The sequence below is a fragment of the Chimaeribacter sp. YP20170169 genome (genome assembly GCF_056739715.1).
In genome coordinates, this window is record NZ_CP176826.1 from 204,220 (window position 1) to 224,824 (window position 20,605).

The window sequence follows — 20,605 nt, forward strand, 5'->3', positions numbered from 1 at the left end:
TATTCTAAAGGGCCGGCAGATCCGTGCGGTCGCCGCGGGTGGTGGGGTGGGAGATCACCAGAAACTCTACGGCCTGCGGCGCATCATTCCTTGCTTGGTGTGGCGCGCCGGGCGGGATCTCGATGCCTTGCTGGGCGTGGAGAGTGTGCCTTTTCCCTTCCAGCTCCATCGTCAGCGTGCCGCTAAGCACAAAGAAAAATTGCCGGGAAACCGCATGGTAGTGGCGCGCCTCCTGCGTGCTGGCTGGCATCTTCTCGTGAATGACTAGCATCTCTGGCCGCTTCACCAGATACCAGCCGTCGCACTGCTCACCCCAGACATAGTGTTCCGCATTGTCCTTGGAAATCATGGTCACTCCTTTCATTCGCCGCATACGTTGTCATGACCTTACCATGACACCAGCAGAATAGTGGTGCCGCAATTTCCCCGCCTCGCATGATTTGTCACTAGAATGTTAAAGTAAATGGAGACGCCCCACATTTTACAAGGAGGTGAAGATGCAAGAGATCATGATGATGCGCCACGGCAAACCGGCACTTGGTGAGCTTCGGCCCATCGCGGCAGGCGAGATGGCGCAGTTTATCCAGCACTATAACCGCGCCGACACCGGCGATGACCAGCCCACGGAGGAGGGCCGGCGACAGGCGCACCGCGCCGCCGTGATTGTGAGCAGTGACCTGCCGCGCGCGCTCTCCTCCCTGCGGACGCTGGGCCTGCACCCTTCACAGACGAACGCGGTGTTCCGTGAGGCTGAACTGCCGGTGTTACGCCTGCCCGCGCCGCGCCTCGCCCCCTTCTCCTGGGTATTTTTGTTCCGGCTGCTCTGGCTCGGCGGCTGGTCTGGCGAGGCGGAGTCCTATCGGGCGGCCCGGCAGCGTGCGGATGCCGCCTGTGACCGGCTGGTTGCACTGGCGCAAAAGGCCGACGGGCCAGTGCTGCTGATGGGCCACGGCATTATGAACCGCCTGATAGCCAAGCGCCTGATGCAGCGCGGCTGGCGACAGTCGGCGGCACCGGGCAAGGGCCACTGGGGGCTGGGCATCTACCAATCCGCCTCATAAATGCAACCGGCTATTTTTTATCACGTTTTTTGCCCGTCGGCGTATAATCAAAAATAACGCATAAAATATCTAGACGACTGGTCTAATAAGAGCTATCTTCAATCCATGACGACTGCAACGCATTTATCCAAAGACTCTGTCCGCGAGCACATCCTCGCTACCGGCCAGCGCATTATGGCCAGCAAGGGGTATTCGGCTGTCGGGCTGAATGAGATCCTGAAAGATGCCGGGGTGCCCAAAGGCTCTTTCTACCACTACTTCGGTTCCAAGGACGCCTATGGCGTCGCGCTGTTGGAGACCTATTTTGCTGACTATCTCGCCAATCTCGACGCGACGCTCAGCCAGCCCAACAGCAACATGGCACAGCGGTTGATGCACTACTGGCAGCAGTGGCAGGCGACCCAATCCTTTCAGGGTTGTCAGGGAAAATGCCTCGCCGTGAAGCTCGGCGCTGAAGTGGCGGATCTCTCGGAGAACATGCGGCTCGCGCTGAAGCAGGGTACGGCCGGGATCGTGAAACGGCTTAGCACCGCCATTGAAGCCGGGGTAGCGGAAGGCTCGCTGAAGATCAATAACACGCCGGCCCATGTGGCGGAGAGCCTCTACCAGCTGTGGCTGGGAGCCAGCGTGATGGTGAAGATTGTCCGTAACAAGCAACCCTTTGAGTCAGCGATGCAGTTGACCCAGCAAAGTCTCAACATCACCCCGTAGGGGGTGATAACGATGGCACGGAACGGTGCCATTTTTTAGCGCCTCATTCTAGACGACTGGTCTACTCTATACCTAACCTTATTCTATGGAGATGCAACATGAAAATTCTGATGGTACTGACCTCACACGATCAACTGGGCGACACGGGACGTAAAACCGGCTTCTGGCTGGAGGAGCTGGCCGCGCCCTACTACGCCTTCAAAGAGGCGGGTGCCGAGATCACTTTGGCCTCACCGAATGGAGGCAATCCCCCGCTGGATCCGAAAAGCAATGAGCCAGCTTTTCAGACTGACCTGACCCGCCGCTTTGAGGCAGACGCCAACGCGATGGCGCAACTCGCCACCACGGTGCGGCTGGATAGCGTGTCGCAGGCGGATTACGACACGGTGTTTTATCCGGGCGGCCACGGCCCGCTGTGGGATCTGGCGGAAGACAAGCACTCCATCGCCCTGATTGAGGCCTTCTTGCAGGCGGAAAAACCGGTGGCGCTGGTCTGCCACGCGCCGGGTGTGCTGCGCCATGTCACCACCCCGGCGGGGCGGCCATTGGTAGAGGGGAGAGCGGTCACCGGCTTTGCCAACAGCGAGGAGGAGGCCGTCGGCCTGACCCACGTGGTGCCATTCTTGGTGGAGGATGAGCTGGTTACCCTCGGTGGCCACTACTCCAAAGGCGAGGACTGGGGCTCTTACGTGGTGCAGGACGGCCTGCTGATCACCGGTCAGAACCCCGCCTCCTCCGCCGCAACGGCCGCCCGGCTGCTTGCGCAGTTCGCCGGTTAAGCCCGCTGAGACAACGCTGCATCGCTGGCCCCACGGCCAGCGATGCGTGCGCTTTATTCAGGCCAGTGGCGCAAGACGTGCTGGCGCAGCGCCTCAGGATAGCCCTGCTCAAAGGAGGCGTGGAGATGCCGCCCGGCCTCGGGTGCTGGCTGGAGGGTGTCGTAAATTACCTTCGGGCCCCAACCGTGCCTCATACTCCTCTTCGGTATAACACTGCGGCAATCTGACCACCCGCTGGTTCTCAAACACCACACGCCCCCCGGTGGGGTGGATGCGGGTAGAGAGCGCCCACACCACATCCTCGAGGTTGGTAGGATCAATGTCATCATCCACCAAGAAGACCTTGGGAACAAAGAGTGACGCATCGGTGCTGAACAGTACCTCCCCCACCCGCTGGGCGAACGCCTCGTTCCCCATATCCGGCAAGTGCTGGCGCCAATCTGACGGCACCACCACCAGCAGCCAGTGCACCGCCGAAGCCTCCGGCACCCAGACAGTTTTTACCGGCAGCCCGGCGTCGCGCAGGTGGGTCAGCATGTCTGCGGCAATACCCATCGCCCAAACGGTGTGCGACTCGTCGGTCGGGCGGCCCGCCACCACCAGCGGCCAGATGGGATCATCCCGATGGGTAATCACCTCCACGTGGAACGTCGGCTGGGCGGAGGAGCCGGTGCCCAGATAGCCGCCATACTCGCCGTAGGGGCCTTCCATGCAGTCACGCTCAATCGACACGTGCCCCTCAATCACAATCTCCGCCGAGGCTGGCACCTTGAGATCCACGCTGACGGCATCCACCAGCTCCACCGGCTCGCCCATCAGCGCGCCAACGAAATCGGCCTCATCCACTTCCGCCGGGATCGGGATGCCAGAGGCGCAGGAGATGGCCGGGGCCGGCCCCTGTACCAGCGCATAAGGCATCGGCTGGCCCAGCGCCACCCACTCGCCCCAGATCTGGCCGATGTGCTGGCTCGGCACCATCAGCCCGACCATCCGTTTGCCGTCCACCTTCATCACCCTGGCGATAGACCAGTTCACCCAGCGGCCATCGGGGGTTTTCACAATCAGCGTGCCCCAGGTATTGGCGTAGCGGCCCCCGTCACGCTCGTGGGCGAAGGGGATCGGGAAGCGGTCGAGGTTGGCATCATCGCCCTGCAACACGTTCTGGCGGCAGGGGGCGGTGGCCGCCTCCACCACCACGGGCGGCACCAACGGCAGGTGGCGGGCGACCAAGAGCGCCTCGACAATCTCCGGGCCGGTGGCATCGGCTGGCAGGCCCAGCGACAGCGCCACGCGCGCGTAGCGCATCTCGGGGCGGGAGCAGAGGGCAGCTGGCGCGCCCAAAATGCGGAAACCCGGCTGCGCGCCGCGGATGTTGGCGAACAGCGGGGCGGGCGAGTGGATCTCGCAACTGCGGCGGGTGATCGCGCCCGGCTCCAGATCGCCGTCCACTTCACGGCTGATGTGCATAATGTCGCCCAATTCATCCAGCGCGGCGATATAACTTCTCAGATCACTTAGGTACTTCATCACTTGCTCCTTGCGTGGGGCCGGGCGCGCGGCTTTCTGTACAGCGGCGGCCCCCGCCGTATAAAGTGGGGGTGACCCGTTTGCCACATCAGGCCAGCGCGCAAATAGTTCGAATGCAAACAGTTCGAATTCGAACTATAATTTTATCATCCCAAAGGAGTCAAGTAAGCCTATGCCAGAAAACCCTGATCTTATCCTCGCCGCGCCGCTCTGGCCGCATGGCGCGTCGTCGCTGATGCATCTGGTGCGCCGCGCCGGGCAACACTCCAGCGTCTGCTGGGCCAACAGCGTGGATACTGGGCTGTCTGCCGTGCAGTATGCGATCCTGGTGGTGCTGGCGGAGGAGAAGGTCTGTGACCAACAAACGCTCGGCAACCGGGCCGGGTTTGACAAGGCCACTGGCACCTATGTCATTGACCGCATGACGAAAAGCGGGCTGCTGAATGTGCTGGTTAACCCAGAGGATCGCCGGCGCAAGCGGGTCTCCATGACGCCAGAGGGGGAAGCCATGCTGGCGCGGATGGTGGAGCAGGCCAAAGCCGCCGAGCGGATGATCACCGCCGGTCTGGATGCCAATGATATCGCTGACCTTAAACGGCTGCTGAGCAAGCTTGGCGGCGTGCAGGAGCCAGAATCCCATGCCCTCGCTGAGCGCGGCTGACGCGCGCCCCGATCCCAAGCCCGAACTGACCATCGGGTTTTTACTGATGCGGCAATTTACCCTCGCCTCGGTGGCGGGGCTGGTGGAGTCGCTGCGCTTCGCGGCGGATGAGTCCTTCTCCAGCCGGCAGATTTTTTGCCGCTGGGAGTGGATGACCTGTGACGACCAGCCAGTCACCGCCAGCTGCGGCCTGCCGGTTTCGCCCACCGCCCCGCTCGATTTCACCCGCGAGTGGGACTACTTCGTGGTGGCTGGCGGCCTGCTGGAGGAGACACGCCAGCCGCCAGCCTGGCTGTTGCAGGCGCTACGCGACCTGCACGCGCGCAACATCCCGATCATTACGCTGTGCAGCGGCGCGTTCGTCGCGGGCAATGCCGGGCTGCTGGACAACCGCCATTGCGCCATCCACTTCACCACCCGTGAGGAGTTCAGCGCACGCTTCCCGAAAGCCATCCCGGTCATCGACAAGACCTACATCAAGGATGGCGGCATCATCTCCTGCCCCGGTGGCACCGCCATTGACCTGGCGGCGGATCTCATTCGCCACCACTGCGGCGTGGTGCGGTCGCAAAAAGTGCTGAAGTACCTGCTGGTGGATGAGCCGGCGGCCAGCAAAAAAGCCGCGCCGAAAACCGCCGTGGCGGAGGGCAACGTCTATGAGAATGCCTTGGTGAATCGGGTGATTGAGTACATGAGGCACCACCTGGATACGCCGGTGCCGCTGAGTGACGTGGCAGAGTTTGCTGGCCTCACCTTCCGCCAGCTCAACCTGACCTTCACCAAGTGCACGGGGTGCTCGGCGGCGGTCTACTGGCGGCGGATGCGGCTGGAGCAGGCGCGCAAGCTGATGGCCGACTCCAGCCGCAGCATCAATGAGATTGCGGCCGCCACCGGTTTCGCCGATGCCTCGCACCTGATTGCCTGGTTTCGCAAGCAGTATGGCGAGACGCCCAGCGCCTTCCGCAAGCGTCGAAGGAAAGTGGAGAAGTTACTGAACGATTGAGGAAGGGGCTGCACCGCAGCCCCTTTTTTTCACCATGAGTTGCGCTTGGACATTTCACCTCCCACCGGCGCTGGCCGCGCCTCTTCATCAAGGGATGCAGCCTCATCCAGACTGCGGGCGCTGGTCTCCGGGGCAAGGAACCAGGAGACGAGCAGCCCGATAGCGGTGATGCCAGCGGCAATGTACATCGTCGGGCCAATGCCGATGTTCTGCAATGACATGGGTACTAGATAGGTGCCAATCGCCGCGCCCACCCGCGACATTGAGGTGCCGACGCCCACGGCACAGGCGCGGATCTCGGTTGGGAAGATTTCATTCGGGTAGACCAGCTGCAACACCTGCGCCCCACCGATAAACAGCGCGTAGGCACCAAACATCAGCAGGATCAGGATTGAGGGGCCATCGCGTAGCATCCCGAGCATTAGCAGCGCCAGCCCAGACCACAGGAAACTTTGCAGCAGCAACTTGCGGCGGCCAAGGCTATTGACCAACCGGGTCGCGATGATGCATCCCACCACGAACAGCAGCGTAATCGCCACCGAGCCGTAGGAGGCCCAGTTTCCGCTCAGGTGCAGCGCCTCCAGCACCTTGGGCGCAAAGGCGTAGACCGCAAACACCGGGATCACCGAGCAGGTCCAGAAGATGGTGACGAACGCCATGCGCTTGCCATAGCCGGAGTGCAGCAGGTGCATGAAGGAGAGGCTTTTGCTCTCCGCCTGCACCGGCAGGTTTTTCAGGCTGAAATCCTCGCCATAGACGCGGCGGATAATCGCTTCGGCCTCCGCGTGGCGTCCCTTGCTGATCAGCCAGCGGGGGGACTCCGGCGTGCCCAACCGAACCAGCAGCAGCGCCGCACCAATGACCGAGGTACTGGCAAGCGCGATGCGCCAGGCGTCCGGGCCGCCAAAGTGCAAGATCGCCTCACCGCTCAGGTAGGCAAGCGCCGCGCCCGCGAACCACAGAATCGTTAGGGTCGCCAGACAGGGGCCGCGGTACTTTTTCGGCAGGAACTCCACCAGGAAGGAGGTCGCAACCGGGTACTCAATGCCGACGGCCATGCCGCTGGCAAAGCGCAGCGCAAACAGCATCTCCCCGCTCTGCACCCAATATTGCGCCAGCGAGCAGACTACAAACAGCGTGGGGCCGACAAAATAGAGCAGGCGGCGGCCCAACCGGTCAGTCAACGCCCCGCCAATAAAACCGCCGAAAAAGATACCAATTAATGCCGAGGCGGCAATTAATCCCTCCCAGAAGGCATTTAAACCCAATGCCGGGGATACCGCAGTCATGGCGATGCCAATAATACTCAGCACATAGCCATCCACAAAGGAACCGCCGCCCGACCGCACGGTTAATAAACGGTGGAAGCGATTTAATGGAACGTCTTCAACAGAAATGGTATTCGCCATCATTAACTCCTGTCTTATATTTTGCGTGACGCCGTAGAGTAAAGAGGGATTACACCCGCTGTTATCAGTGCCGCAGCAAGAGACGCTGATAATAGCGAGGTAATTTCTCTGGTTTAAACCTAATATGTAAAAGCAGGATAATTAATGCGCCGCCAGCGGCGCATTATATTACGTTAAGACACTTCACCAGATAGGGCTGGGGATTTTACCGTCCGGGTAGACCACCAGCAGATTAATGACCCAAGGCTGACCATCGCCGCACCCTGCCAGAATGAGGGGGTCAAATGCGAACGTAGGATAAAGGCCGCCAGCACTGCCGAGATAACCGGGATAAAGTAGGAGGCCGCGGCCAGTACGGTCACATTGCCGTGCAGGATACCCACATTCCAGGCCGCGTAACCAAAGCCCATTGCCATCGCCGCCAGCGCCAAATTAATCCACACCGGCGTGGAGAGCACAAATTCCGGCTGGGGCGAGAGAAGATATTTCACCCAGAGCGTCAACGCGGTCAGAATAAAGAACAGGGTAATGCCATTACTGCCTTGGGCAATTCTTTTTGTCACCACACAATAGATGGCCCAAATTACCGCGCCGCTAAATGCCAGCCCATAACTTAATGGGTTGATCATCACATTCGCCATAATATCGTGCAGTGAAAAACCCTGTTCGTTGCCCAGTACCCGGCCGATGCCAATAATGGCCAGCAGCAGTCCAGGAATAATCATCAGGCTGGTTTTTTGCCGGTTAACCAATACTGACAGCATAATGGTCATGCTTGGCCACAGGTAATTCACCATGCCCACCTCAATCGCCTGACGGCTATTGTCGGTAAAGCCCAGCGACAGCGAGAGGCAGAGCTCATAACAGACAAACAGCAGGCTGCCAATGATGAGGTAGTTGCGCGGGAATTTCCTGATGGCGGGAAAGCCGACCGTGAGCAGTAACAGCAGCGCGCTACAGGTGTAGATCATCGCCGCGCCGCCCACGGCCCCGAAGCCTTCACTTACGCTCTTGATCAAGCCGACAATGGCGCTCCAGAGCAGGATGGCAACCAGTCCAATCAGTGTTGCTTTCTTTTGGGTCATCGCCCGATACCTTTGTTAAGTGTGTCATGCAACCTGGATCCGGTTAACTGTTAAATCCAAGTTAAATTCAGCTTCAAATTATGCGTGCAAACCTGGCCTGTAAATACACCTCAGGGGGCAAGAGTGCGGGAATGTGATCCTTATCTGAATTCAAATAGAAAATAGATTCACCTCATATTCTTAGTTAATTTATTGATTTTAAATGGCTAAAAATTTAAGTTGCGTAAAATCCTCCTATTAATCTGTATTTTCTTTGTATTTTTCATGTATACAAAATTTTAACCTCCATTGACCTGCCGGATCGCCGTATGCAAATTGTTAACAAACGCAAGGTATCACTGCTTTGCTCCGGCTGTCTGTGGCCTGATTTTTACTCTGGAGGTTGATGTGTTTACATTTGAAGGTATCTACACCCCGGCGATTACCCCTTGCACGGCGGATGGCAGCATTGATTTCGCTCGTTTTTCTGAGGTGCTGGAGTCGCTGATTGAGGCCCGCGTTCACGGCATTATCATCGGTGGCTCCACCGGGGAGTACTATGCGCAGACAGCCGAGGAGCGCATGGCGCTGGCGGCCCACGCCCGCAAAGTGATTGGCACCCGCCTGCCGCTGATCATTGGCACCGGCGCCATCCGCACGGAAGATGCCGTGGCCTTCGCCCAACATGCCCGCGAGATCAAGGCCGATGCCATTCTGGTCACCTCCCCGCCCTACGCGCTGCCTACCGCGCAGGAGAACGCGCACCATGCCCTGACCATCGACGCCGCCGCGCAGCTGCCAATCATGCTCTACAACTACCCTGGCCGCATGGGCATCTCGATGGGCGAGGAGTATTTTGAGGCAGTGAGCCGCTCCCGCAACGTAGTCGCCATCAAAGAGAGTTCTGGTGACTTCAACAACCTGCACCTGCTGGCCTGCAAATTCCCGCACATCGCCCTCTCCTGCGGCTGGGACGATCAGGCGCTGGAGTTCTTCGCCTGGGGTGCGCGTAGCTGGGTGTGCGCTGGCTCCAATTTCATCCCACGTGAACATGTCGCGCTGTATGACGCCTGCGTCCGCGAGAAGGATTTCGACAAGGGCCGCCGCATCATGGCGGGTATGATGCCGCTGATGGCGTTCCTCGAGAAGGGCAAGTTCGTGCAGTCGATCAAATATGGCTGCGAACTGGCAGGCCTGACCGCCGGCCCGGTGCGCGCGCCGCTGCTGGGGCTGACCGACGAGGAGAAAGCCGAGCTGGAGGGCGTGATCGCCGAGGTGAAACGCAACGTGGCCGCTGCGGTTGCCCAATAAGGAGGCTCCATGACCGACCTGCATACGCTGGCCGACGTGACGGCCATCGCGCGCGAACTGCGCTTCCCTACCCGCGCCTTCATTGATGGCGAGTTCCGCGCCGCGTCATCGGGCCGCACCTTCGCCACCACCAACCCGGCCACCGGGGAGATGCTGGCAGAATTGGCCGCCTGCGATGCCAAAGACGTCAACCTGGCCGTCAGCGCCGCGCGGGCGGTATTTGATGGCGGCAGCTGGAGCCGTCTGGCCCCGGCGGCGCGCAAAGCCGTGCTGCTGAAACTGGCGGCCCTGATGGAGCAGGAGATCGCCCAACTGGCGGTGCTGGAGAGCCTGGACAGCGGCAAGCCGGTCAGTGAGTGTCTGGCGGTGGATGTGCCGGAGAGCATCCATGTGCTGAAGTGGCACGCGGAAACCATCGACAAACTCTACGACCAGAGCGCGCCGGTCGGCCACGTCGCGATGGCGCTGATTGTGCGTGAGCCGATTGGCGTGGTGGGCTGCGTCCTGCCGTGGAACTTCCCGCTGCTGATGCTGGCGTGGAAAATTGGCCCGGCGCTGGCGGCAGGCTGTTCATTGGTGGTCAAACCGGCGGAGCAGACCTCCATGACGGCGCTGCGCGTGGCCGAGCTGGCCTATCAAGCGGGCGTACCGGCGGGGGTGTTCAATGTGGTGACCGGGAGCGGCAAAGAGACCGGCGAGCCGATTGGCCTGCACCCGGATATCGACATGGTGAGCTTTACCGGCTCAACCGCCACTGGCCGCCGCTTCCTGCACTATGCGGCCGACTCCAACCTGAAAAAAGTGGTGCTGGAGTGCGGCGGCAAAAACCCGGCGATTGTCTTTGACGATGCGCAGGATCTGGCCAGCGTGGCCGCGCACGTATTGAATGGCGCGTTCTGGAACATGGGCGAGAACTGCTCTGCCACCTCACGCCTGCTGGTGCAGGAGGGGGTCAAGGCCCCGCTGCTGGCGTTGATCGCCGAACAGATCCGCGACTGGAAGATGGGCAACCCGCTCGGGCCAGACAACCGCCTCGGCACCCTGATTTCCGCCGAGCACTTCGCGAAGGTGGAGAGCTATCTGGCGCTGGCGCGTAAGGAGGGGCTGACCGTGCTGCATGGCGGCGACACCGAGCAGGGCATTTATGTGCAGCCCACCGTGATTGACGGCGTCACGCCCAGCAGCCGCCTGTTCCAGGAGGAGATCTTTGGCCCGGTGCTCTGCATCACCAGCTTCCGCACGGAAGCCGAGGCGCTGGAGTTGGCCAATGATACCCCCTACGGGCTGGCCGCCTCGGTCTACACCCGCACGCTCAGCCGGGCGATCCGCGTCTCCCGTGCGGTGCGCGCCGGCACCGTAACGGTCAACTGCTTCGGTGAGGGGGACGCCACCACGCCATTCGGCGGCTATAAGCAGTCTGGGTTTGGTGGGCGCGACAAATCCATCTTTGCCCATGACCAATACACCGAGCTGAAAACCATCTGGATTGATGCCGAAAGTTAATTTGCCCCCGGTGCCCTGCCTGCTGCCACAGGCGGGGCACTGTTATCACGCTGGAAGAAGTATGTTCACGTTGTCAACGCCGCGCTTTGCGGAGGGTTTCCCGGAGAATGTCGGGATCCGGATCGATTTTTATTACTGCCTGCTGGTGGCGCTCGGCCTGTCAAAAAAACAGGGACGGGTTGCCTCCAGCCGGCAAAAGAATGCCTTTATTTTAAAGTGGCTGAAGAATGCCCGTCGTGCGGACAGGTTCAGCCAATATGCCATCAGTGAAATAGAGTGGCTGCGTCAGGAAATATTACGCCGACAGCAGGATAATGATCCAGAACCCATGCTGCGGCTTATTTACCAATCCGCCCGACAGTGGCACTACGCCAGTACATAATAGGCTTTGTGACATTTTATCTTGCCCATTTGGCTAATATTTACTTTATTCATCTTCGCCCAGCAAGCCGGAATTATTTTGCGCTATCCACCTTTTTTCTGTAGGGTAATTTAATGCCGGCGCAGTCTTGTGCCGGTGCCAAATTAACCGTGGTCACTTGTTCAGGAGACAATCGTGAGATCGTGTAAGACAGCGCTGTATGAGGACTTGAAGCGCCTCATTCTGACGATGGAGCTGGGGCCGGATGAGCTGCTGGATGAAGCCAGCCTGACGGCGCAGTATGGGCTGTCACGCACGCCAGTGCGGGAGATTTTCCAGCGCCTGGCGGGAGAGGGCTACCTGGAGATCGTGGAGAAGCGCGGCGTGCGGGTCATCCCGATGAGCTACGCCACCCTGCGCAACTTCTTTCTGGTGGCACCCCTAATCTACACCGCCATTGGGCGGCTGGCGGTACAAAACTTCAAGCCCGCGCAGCTTAAAGCATTGAAAGAGGCGCAGAAACGTTTCCGCAAGGCGATGCAACAGCGTGATGCCGAAGCGCTGGCATTGGAGAACAACCGCTTCCACGAGATCATGGGCGAGATGGCGGCCAACCCCTATTTGCAACCCAGCCTTGACCGGTTGCTGATCGACCACTGCCGCATCGGCCACACCTTCTTCCGCCCGCAGAATGAGGACATGGAACAGCGCCTGCAACTGGCGGCCGATCACCATGATGCCTTTATTGCCGCGCTGGAGGCGCGTGACGAGCGTGCCGTGGTGGATCTGGTGTTTGAGCACTGGGAGCTGTCACGGGGAAACATGGAGATGTACATCGCGCCGCAGGGCTTGCCCGTCGAGGAGCTGGCCCCGCTTTCTGAAAACGGCAACGTCTGACTGATACCTCTGCCGGCCCGTGCCGGCAGAAAATCCCACCCCGATTATTTACAACAATTATATTGTGCAGCGCATCACAAATCGTTATTTGCCAATGTATACAACAAGTATACGGTTAGCTATGTTATTTATTACTGGCGCTGGCTTCCCAGCCAAATAAATAAACCTGACCGGCAAAATGAAATATCACCCTCTTGCCCGACCGCGACGCCAAATTTATTTCATACGCCGACATCGCTGAATAACGTCCTGCGCGCTGAATAAGAGGGCGGTGGGGGCGTAAAATAACAAAAGTAGATTGGAGTAGCCAAATTGCAAAAGATTACGTCCCTGCCTGCTGATGATGCCCTGCCCGGCTGGTATCACACCAGCCCTCCGCGAACTCCTCGCCCCGCGCACGTCGGGCAGAAACATGCCCGCTGGGCGGTGGTGGGGGCGGGCCTGACCGGTTTGGCCGCCGCCCGGCAGCTGGCGCTCAACTTCCCGGATGATGAGGTGGTGCTGATTGAGGCGCAGGAGGTGGGATTTGGCCCCTCCGGGCGCAATGCGGGGTTTGCCATCGACGTACCGCATGACATCGGGGCCAAGGACTACATCGGCGACGTGACCACCGCCAAGCTGGTGCTGAAGCTCAACACCTTGGGGCAGAACATCCTGCGCGGTATCGTTGACCAGCACCAGATCCAGTGCCAGATGTCAGAGTCAGGGAAGTATCAGGCCGCCGTCGGGCAGACCGGCGTGGCCGTGCTGGAGGCTTACCGCAGCGGGTTGGAGAAGATTGGCCGCCACGCGGAGATGATCAGCGGCGCGGCGTTGCCAGATCATATCGGTACCTCCTACTACAAACAGGCGCTCTACATTCCCGGCACCATCCTGTTGCAACCGGCGGCGCTGGTGAAGGGGCTGGCGGAGAGCCTGCCCGCCAATGTCACCCTTTACGAATACACCCCGATCACCGCCATTGATTACAGTGACAAGGTCACGTTGGTGCATGAGCGCGGCAGCATCACGGCAGATAAACTGATCCTGACCAACAACGCCTTCGCCGCGCACTTTGGCTTCCTGCGTGGCCGGCTGTTGCCGACCTTCCTCTATGGCAGCCTGACGCGCCCGCTGACGGCGGAGGAGCAGGCGAAGCTGGGCGGCAAGCCGGTCTGGGGCGTGATCCCGGCCCACCCCTTCGGCAGCACGGTGCGCCGCACGGTGGACAACCGCATCCTGATCCGCAACAGCTTCAGCTTCCATACCGATGGCCGCCCGCGCGACCGCTACCTGGCGCAGTTCAAAGAGAACCACCGCAAATCCTTCGAGCGCCGCTTCCCAATGCTCGGGCAGGTCGGTTTTGAGTACTCCTGGAGCGGCGCCATCTGCCTGTCAGAGAACCACGAGGGCTTCTTCGGCCAGCTCGCGCCGAATGTCTACGGCGCGCTCTGCTGCAACGGGCTGGGGATCACCCGTGGCACCGCCACCGGCACCCTGCTCGCGGATATGATCGCCGGGGAGCGCAATGAGCTGATTGACTTCCTGACCGCCTCGCCCGGCCCGAACAAGACGCCGCCAGAGCCGTTCCTGTCGATTGGCGTCAACTCCGTGCTTAAGTGGGGGCAGTTCCGCGCCGGGCTGGAGGTGTGATCCCCGCCCCTATACAAACAGATAGTTATACACAGAGATAATAGCCGCCCCCCCGCCCGCGTTTTACACTCCGCCCAGACAGTGACCCGGCAGGCCCCCTTGCCTGCCGGGCGCTACTCTCCCTGACCCTGTGCCGCCTCTGGTGCTGGCTCGCTAACCCCGCTGCGCCGGCCACTGCCGGCATGGCTCTATGGCAGGAGGGCCCGATGGGTCTACTTATCTCGCTGGGTATGGGCGTGGTGATTGGTGTGATCTACGCGCTGTTGAATGTGAAATCGCCCGCGCCACCGGCCATTGCGCTAGTGGGCCTGCTCGGCATGATCCTCGGCAGCCAGCTGGCGATGCAGTTTGTTGACCGGCAACCCCCCACCCGCGTGTCCGCGCAACAGGCGGCCCCCGTCGCCTTATCCCACATTGCTACTTCACAAGCAGGCTAATTATGTTAAAACCATATACCGTATCACTGGCGATGGGGATGCTCGCCGGCGCAATCTACGTGGCAGTGGGGGTCAACTCCCCTGCGCCACCGATTATCGCGCTGCTGGGGCTGTTCGGCATGTTGGTGGGAGAGCAGATTGTCCCGCTGTGCAGACGGTTGATCCGCCGCCAACCGGTCACGCTGGCGTGGTTCCGCCATGAGTGCGTTCCCAAAATCAGTGGCACGCCTCCCTCTTCCGGTGACCACACCCCGTAAGAAAAGCTTCACCGGTACTGAGTACCCTGAAAGGACAACTACAGCATGACGCTGTCGCAGTGCATTGTCGTCGTCGATGACGAACGGTCAGTTCGCAGTGGGTTAAGCAACCTGCTGCAATCGGAGGGTTACCAGACCCAATCCTTCGACTCGGCGGAAACGCTGCTAGAGGATAGGGACGCGCTGGCAAACGCCGCCCTGTTTATCATCGATGCCCGCCTGAAAGGCATGGATGGTTTCACGCTGTTCAGTGAGTTGACCCGGCGGCTGGGCAAGCCGCCGGGGATCATTATTTCAGGCCACGGGGATGAGGAGATGCAGTGCCATGCCCTCAACCTCGGGGCCATTGCGTTTATGCGCAAGCCGATTGAAATCGAAACGTTATTCGGACACATCCGCCGGGAATTTTCCTCGAAAGAGGTACGCTAATGAGCCTGAACCCCGAGATCCTGCTGTCAGATGAAGATGAGAACACCTGCCCGCCACAGGCGATGAGCGTCACCCCACTGGCGCAGGAGGGCAGCATTGAGTGGCTGTGCGGCCAGCATGTGCCTTATGGCGACCTCTTCGTGCTGGCGACCGCCACCAGCGAGGAGACGGTCTTTCAGGCCACGCAGCTGCTGAAAAATGAGTTCTCCCTGCGGGAGAAACTCGCCGAGCCGTGGGCGCTGAAACCGCTGCGCGAAGGCTGCTACCAAGGCCGCTACGCCCTCATCTACCCCAGCTTCTCCTACCAGACACTGGCCGACGCCCTGCGTCAGCCGCCGGGCACCCTGCACGAGTTCCTCGAGCTGGCGGCGCGGGTTTGCACGCCACTGGGGATGATGCACCAACAGGGGCTGGTACATGGCGACATCAAGCCTGCCAACCTGTTCCTCTCGCCAATGGGCACCATCATGCTCGGTGGCTTTGGGCTGGCCTCGTTGGCGTCTGAGAGCCTGCAACAGGCAAGGCTGACCGTGACGGGCGGGACGCTGGCCTATATGTCGCCGGAGCACACCTCACGCACCGCGCATCAGGTGAGCAGCCAGAGCGATCTCTACAGCCTCGGCATCGTGCTCTACCAGTTACTGACCGGCAGCCTGCCGTTCGGCAGTCTGGCAGGGGGCCATGCGGAGTGGGCGCACCACCACATCGCCTCTGAACCGGTGCCGCCCCACGTGCTGCGCAAGGATGTGCCACCGGTGCTCTCCGCCATCCTGCTGCGCCTGTTGGAGAAAAACCCCGAGGCCCGCTACCAGACGGCGGAGGGCCTGCTGGCCGACCTGCGCCGTTGCCAGTCCAACCTCCAGCCGGATGGCAACCTCGCGCCCTTTACGCTGGGATTGCAGGACAGCCAGCGCGACGGGCAGGCAGCGGGCGCGCTGCTGCTGACCCATCCACAGGCTGCAGAGGTGCTGGCAGCCTTTGATGAGGTCGATCGCCACGGTAAGCCCCTACTGGTGGTGATCAGCGGCGCACCGGGATCGGGCAAATCCTCCCTGATAGCCTCCTCGCTGCACCTGCTGCGGCAGAAAAAAGCGCTGCTGACGGTGGTGAAGGCCGATCAGCACTCCCCCATTCTGCCGTACGCCCTGTTTTCTGCCGCCTTCAAGACGCTGGCGCTCCACCTGCTGGGGCTGCCGACGGCGGAGGTGGCGCGTTGGAAAACGCACATTACGCGGCTGCTGGGCGACCACACCGGGCTGGCCGTCAGTCTGGTGCCGGAGTTGGGCGTGCTACTCAACCGACAGGCCAATGTGCCGCCCGAGGCGCACGCGCTGGATGCGCGCGACACCTTTAACACCATGGCCTGCAATCTGGTCAACGCCTTTAGCGTCCCTGGGCGGCCGCTGGTGATGCTGATTGACGATGTGCACTGGGCTGACCCGGCCTCGCTCTATCTGCTGCAACACCTGCTAAGCCACCATGATGATATTCCGCTGTTGCTGGTCATCTCCCACCGGGAGGAGTCCTCACTGCCCTGCCCGCTGGTTTCGACCCGCCTGACGAAAATTCGCGCCGCTGCCGCCAGGGTAGTTGATCTCACGCCGGAACCGCTCTCCATTAAGGCCATTACCCGCTGGCTGGCCAGCCAGCTGCACAGCCGCGCCTCGGCCACCACCGAACTGGCCCAGCTGATCCATGAGAAGACCGGCGGCATCCCACTCTTCACCCATGAGTTTTACCGGCAGGCGGTGCGTGACGGGCTGATTACCCACTCCGCCACCCGCTGGGGCTATGATCGCGAGGCGCTGCGCGGCTGCCACTACTCCGAGAACGTGGCCTCGCGCACCTTGCAGCAGTTGGAGAACATTCCCGCCACCGCCCGACGCCTGTTGGGTCATGTCGCCTGCATCGGCGGCTCGGGCGAGCTTGCCCAGCTTAGCCGCCTTATTGGCCTGCCGGTGGCGGAGATCCGCGCCATCCTGCTGCCCGCCGTCGCTGCCCGGCTGATTACCCTCACCAGCACCACCTATGCCTTTATGCATGACCGGGTGCATGAGGCCGCGCTGGGGCTGATTGCGGCGCCAGAGAAGGAGGCGCTGCACTATCAGGCCGCGCACCGGCTGGCCGAACTCGCCAGCGGCAACGCCACCAATGAACTGCTGTTCCGCGCGGTGCACCACATCGCCGCGATAAGCCATGCCGACATGACTGACGCGGATCGCGCCACCTTCAGCGGCCTGATCCTGCTCGCCGCCCGGCGCGCCAAGGTGACAGGTGACTACCGATCCGCCCTGCGCTTTTTGGCCCACGCCCGCACGCTGAATGCCCATGCCAGCGCGGATTCGGTGGCCTTGATGCTGGAGGAGGCAGAGTGTGAGTTCCTGAACGGCAATTTTGCCGTTGCGCTTGGGCGCTGTGCCGCCCTGCTCGCCGCGCCGGGGGAACTGACCGACAAGGCCAAGGCCGCCTGCCTGATGGCGGAAGTCCACATGCGCCAGTCAGACAGCCAGCTAGCGCTGGAGACCGCCCTCGCTTGGCTGGCAGTGTTTGGCATCCATCTCGGCCGCTACCCGGACAGGGCGAAGTGCAACGCCGCCCGGCTGGCATTGCAGGCACAGGTGGGCGAGAACCCGCATACCCGCTTCAGGAAGCTGCCCCGGCTGGCCTGCCGCCACACTGAGGCGATGATGAACCTGCTGGCCAGCGCCAGCAAATTCGCCGCCTTTATCGATCCCCGGCTGAATTTCATCATTACCTGCAAAATCCTGCACCTGACGCTCGACCACGGCATCACGGGCGCCTCCACCTTCGCGCTGTGCTGGTATGGCGCGCTGTGTGGCGACCACTACCACGAGCACCGCCGCGGATTTGCCAGCGCGCTGCTGGCGCGTGAGCTGGTGCACAAACACAATTTCACCGGTTACCGGGCGCTAACGCTGCTGCCGCTCGACCAGATCAGCATCTGGACGATGCCCGTCAGCTACGCGATTGAGCAGGCCAAGGCGGCGTTTGATGCCGCTGTGGAGCATGGCGACCGCACTCCCGCCTGTCTGGCGCTGCGCCACATCGTGATGAACTATCTGGCGCGCGGCGATCACCTCGACGGCGTGCAGACCTCGATTGAGCGCGGCCTGACCTACGTGCGCAAGGCGCACTACAAGGGGGTGGAGGTGGTGCTCAACATGCAGCGCGAATACGTGATGTTCCTGCGCAAGCCGGGCAGCCAGCCCCTCTCCGGCCATGACTTCACGCCGCCCACCTTCAGGCCGGACAAGACGGGCGAACGGGTGGAACCGCTGCTGCTGATGCAGTTCTGGTCGCCGCTCTACAAGGGCATGGCGCACTTCTTTGCCGGCGAATATGCCTACGCCAGCCACTGCTTTGCCACTGCCGCGCCGCTGATTGAGATGATCCCTGGGCATATCCATATGCTCGATTTCCACCTCTACAGCGCGCTGTCGATCGCTATCCCGCTGACGCCGGAGAGCTGCGGCACCGGGCCACGTGCGCAGATCGAATGCCATTTGGAGAAGATTGCGGCGTGGGCCGCTGGCAACCCGAAAACCTTCGCCGACAAAGAGGCGCTGTTGCGCGCCGAGTGCCTGCGGCTAGACGGCCAGACGAGCCAGGTCGCCGCACAATATGAGGTGGCGATGGCCCTTTCGCGCGAGGGGCAGTTCCACCATATCCACGGCGTGGCCTGTGAGCTGGCCGCCCGCTTCGCCACCGCCTGTGGCCTGAAGTTCGCTGCCGAGGGCTACCTGAAAGGTGCGCTCCACGCGTGGGAGCGCTGGGGGGCGGGGGCCAAGGTGCGCCAGCTGGAGGGCCGCCATCCCCATCTGGTGACGCAGAGCGCCCACGCGGCGCTGAGCACCGTGACCTTTGAGCAGAGCGCCATGATGAGCGACCTGCAAAGCATGGCCACGGCCCTGCGCGTGCTGACCGAGGAGATCGATCTCGAACGCCTGATCCATACCCTGATGGTGATGCTGGTGGAGCGCGCGGGCGCGCAGCGTTGCCTGCTGATCCGCCTGATCGAGGGCAAAACGCCGGAGATTGAGGCGCGCGCCATCACCACTGCCGACGCCATCAATGTCAGCGTCGTCAAGGAGACGCCGGTCGCCACCGACCTGCCGCTCTCAGTGCTGGCGGCGGTGATCCGCACCGGCCAGGAGATCCGCACCGGCAAGCCGGAGGTGTTCAGCCCCTTCAGCCAGGATCACTATCTGGTGGCCTCCGGGGCGGCGGTGATGTGCGTACCGATGTTCAAGCAGGCGCAAATGGTCGGCGTGCTCTATCTGGAGAACCGCCTGATGCCCGATGTGTTCACCGCTGAGCACTCGCGGATTGTCTCCATGCTGGCCGCGCAGGCGGCGGTGTCACTGGAGACCGCGCGCCTCTACGCTGAACTGGTGGATGAGAACCGGCACCGGCGGCGGGTGGAGAAGCAGCTGCTCGCCAGCCAGAAATCCCTGATGCTGGGCGAGAAGATCAGCCACACCGGCACCTGGCACTGGCACCTGGAGCAGGATGTGATGCTGCTGTCAGAGGAGTACATGCGCATTGTCGGCTTGCCAGCGCACCAGAACAGCCTCTCGATGGCCGATTTCATGACGCGCGTCCACCCGGATGATTTCACCTGCATCAATGAACTGGTGATTGAAAGCGTGCGCAATGGGCAGCCGATGCAGGCGGAGTTCCGCATCATCCGCACCGACGGCGAGTGCCGCTATATCAAGGGGATTGGCGAGCCGGTCGAGAGCTGGCCGGAGGTGAAGGAGTATTTCGGCACCCTTTCGGACATCACCAGCCAGCGCATGTCGGAGGATGCCGCGCGCATCGCGCAGGCGGATCTGTCGCGGGTGTCGCGCGCCACCACCGTGGGCCAGCTGACCGCCTCCATCGCCCACGAGATCAACCAGCCGCTGATGTCAATTGTCGCCAACGCCGGGGCCAGCCTGCGCTGGCTGAAGCGTACGCCACCGCACCTGGAGAACGCCAGCCAAAGTCTTGAGGAGATTATCAAGGAGGGGAGCCGCGCCGGTGACATTATCCGCGGCTTGCAGGCGCTGACGCGCAACCACGTCTCTGAATTTACCCCGGCCCAGCTGCACTTGATCGCACGGGATATCTTGTCGCTGTCACGTCTGGAGCTGGAGCGTAAATTCATCTCGCTGGAGCTGGATCTTCAGGCCAGTGATGATTACATCTTCTGCGACCGGGTGCAGATCCAGCAGGTGTTGCTGAATCTGGTGATGAATGCGATGGAGGCGATGGCGGAAAACGGCGGCACCAACCTGTTGAGGCTTGCCTCCTTCCACCCCACCCCGGATACCCTTCGCTTTGAGGTATCTGATAGCGGTCCCGGTATTTCCGAGGAGATCATGGATAAAATTTTTGACTCTTTCTATACCACCAAAAGTCGCGGGATGGGGATGGGCCTGACCATCAGCAGCGAAATTATCCATCGCCACGGCGGGAAATTACAGGTGGAGAACCGGGAGGGGGGCGGCAGCACATTCTGGTTTACGCTTCCCCGCCATAATACCTCACATCATTAATG

At 61.3% G+C, this 20,605-nt stretch carries 17 protein-coding genes and 1 pseudogene; 14 read left to right on the forward strand and 4 right to left on the reverse strand.

What is annotated here, in order from left to right:
• Positions 1 to 4: 4 nt before the first annotated feature.
• A complete protein-coding gene (locus ACK3SD_RS20285; protein WP_481127908.1) occupies positions 5 to 349 on the reverse strand; it encodes a cupin domain-containing protein in 345 nt (114 codons plus the stop codon).
• Between the two features lie 148 nt (positions 350 to 497).
• Here ACK3SD_RS20285 and ACK3SD_RS20290 point away from each other — a divergent pair, with 148 nt between their 5' ends.
• From ACK3SD_RS20290 to ACK3SD_RS20300, 3 genes are all read left to right on the forward strand, one after another.
• A complete protein-coding gene (locus ACK3SD_RS20290) occupies positions 498 to 1,061 on the forward strand; it encodes a phosphoglycerate mutase family protein (RefSeq protein WP_481127909.1) in 564 nt (187 codons plus the stop codon).
• A 105-nt stretch (positions 1,062 to 1,166) separates the two neighbouring features.
• Positions 1,167 to 1,772 (forward strand): TetR/AcrR family transcriptional regulator, encoded by a 606-nt coding sequence (locus ACK3SD_RS20295; RefSeq protein ID WP_481127910.1) that lies wholly within the window; start codon positions 1,167 to 1,169, stop codon positions 1,770 to 1,772.
• A gap of 98 nt (positions 1,773 to 1,870) precedes the next feature.
• Positions 1,871 to 2,551, forward strand: coding sequence for a type 1 glutamine amidotransferase domain-containing protein (locus tag ACK3SD_RS20300; protein ID WP_481127911.1), 681 nt, complete (start codon positions 1,871 to 1,873; stop codon positions 2,549 to 2,551).
• Positions 2,552 to 2,604: 53 nt separating this feature from the next.
• Here ACK3SD_RS20300 and ACK3SD_RS20305 read toward each other — a convergent pair.
• A pseudogene (locus tag ACK3SD_RS20305) lies at positions 2,605 to 4,078 on the reverse strand (UbiD family decarboxylase).
• Between the two features lie 172 nt (positions 4,079 to 4,250).
• Here ACK3SD_RS20305 and ACK3SD_RS20310 point away from each other — a divergent pair.
• Positions 4,251 to 4,739 carry a MarR family winged helix-turn-helix transcriptional regulator gene (locus ACK3SD_RS20310; RefSeq protein WP_481127912.1) on the forward strand — a complete coding sequence of 163 codons (489 nt, stop codon included), beginning with the start codon at positions 4,251 to 4,253 and terminating at the stop codon, positions 4,737 to 4,739.
• A complete protein-coding gene (locus ACK3SD_RS20315; RefSeq protein WP_481127913.1) occupies positions 4,717 to 5,742 on the forward strand; it encodes a GlxA family transcriptional regulator in 1,026 nt (341 codons plus the stop codon). The genes ACK3SD_RS20310 and ACK3SD_RS20315 overlap by 23 nt, the downstream gene beginning before the upstream one ends.
• 29 nt (positions 5,743 to 5,771) lie before the next feature.
• Here ACK3SD_RS20315 and ACK3SD_RS20320 read toward each other — a convergent pair whose 3' ends face one another.
• Positions 5,772 to 7,151, reverse strand: a complete 1,380-nt coding sequence (locus ACK3SD_RS20320; protein WP_481127914.1) for an MFS transporter — start codon at positions 7,149 to 7,151, stop codon at positions 5,772 to 5,774.
• A gap of 173 nt (positions 7,152 to 7,324) precedes the next feature.
• Positions 7,325 to 8,236 carry an aromatic amino acid DMT transporter YddG gene (yddG, locus tag ACK3SD_RS20325; protein ID WP_481127915.1) on the reverse strand — a complete coding sequence of 304 codons (912 nt, stop codon included), beginning with the start codon at positions 8,234 to 8,236 and terminating at the stop codon, positions 7,325 to 7,327.
• A 387-nt stretch (positions 8,237 to 8,623) separates the two neighbouring features.
• Between yddG and ACK3SD_RS20330 the strand changes: the two genes are divergently transcribed.
• From ACK3SD_RS20330 to ACK3SD_RS20370, 9 genes are all read left to right on the forward strand, one after another.
• Positions 8,624 to 9,526, forward strand: coding sequence for a dihydrodipicolinate synthase family protein (locus ACK3SD_RS20330; RefSeq protein WP_481127916.1), 903 nt, complete (start codon positions 8,624 to 8,626; stop codon positions 9,524 to 9,526).
• A 9-nt stretch (positions 9,527 to 9,535) separates the two neighbouring features.
• Positions 9,536 to 11,029, forward strand: a complete 1,494-nt coding sequence (locus ACK3SD_RS20335; RefSeq protein WP_481127917.1) for an aldehyde dehydrogenase — start codon at positions 9,536 to 9,538, stop codon at positions 11,027 to 11,029.
• A gap of 61 nt (positions 11,030 to 11,090) precedes the next feature.
• Complete coding sequence (locus ACK3SD_RS20340) at positions 11,091 to 11,411, forward strand: hypothetical protein (RefSeq protein ID WP_481127918.1); 321 nt, start codon at positions 11,091 to 11,093, stop codon at positions 11,409 to 11,411.
• Positions 11,412 to 11,639: 228 nt separating this feature from the next.
• Entirely contained in the window at positions 11,640 to 12,287 is a 648-nt protein-coding gene (locus ACK3SD_RS20345) for a GntR family transcriptional regulator (RefSeq protein ID WP_481128055.1), read from the forward strand.
• A 312-nt stretch (positions 12,288 to 12,599) separates the two neighbouring features.
• Positions 12,600 to 13,919, forward strand: coding sequence for an NAD(P)/FAD-dependent oxidoreductase (locus ACK3SD_RS20350; RefSeq protein WP_481127919.1), 1,320 nt, complete (start codon positions 12,600 to 12,602; stop codon positions 13,917 to 13,919).
• Positions 13,920 to 14,125: 206 nt separating this feature from the next.
• Positions 14,126 to 14,356, forward strand: a complete 231-nt coding sequence (locus ACK3SD_RS20355) for a DUF1427 family protein (protein WP_481127920.1) — start codon at positions 14,126 to 14,128, stop codon at positions 14,354 to 14,356.
• Between the two features lie 2 nt (positions 14,357 to 14,358).
• Positions 14,359 to 14,613, forward strand: coding sequence for a XapX domain-containing protein (locus tag ACK3SD_RS20360; protein ID WP_137765275.1), 255 nt, complete (start codon positions 14,359 to 14,361; stop codon positions 14,611 to 14,613).
• 45 nt (positions 14,614 to 14,658) lie between these two features.
• Positions 14,659 to 15,042, forward strand: a complete 384-nt coding sequence (locus ACK3SD_RS20365) for a response regulator transcription factor (protein ID WP_481127921.1) — start codon at positions 14,659 to 14,661, stop codon at positions 15,040 to 15,042.
• Complete coding sequence (locus ACK3SD_RS20370) at positions 15,042 to 20,603, forward strand: ATP-binding sensor histidine kinase (RefSeq protein ID WP_481127922.1); 5,562 nt, start codon at positions 15,042 to 15,044, stop codon at positions 20,601 to 20,603. The genes ACK3SD_RS20365 and ACK3SD_RS20370 overlap by 1 nt, the downstream gene beginning before the upstream one ends.
• The last annotated feature ends 2 nt before the right edge of the window (positions 20,604 to 20,605 follow it).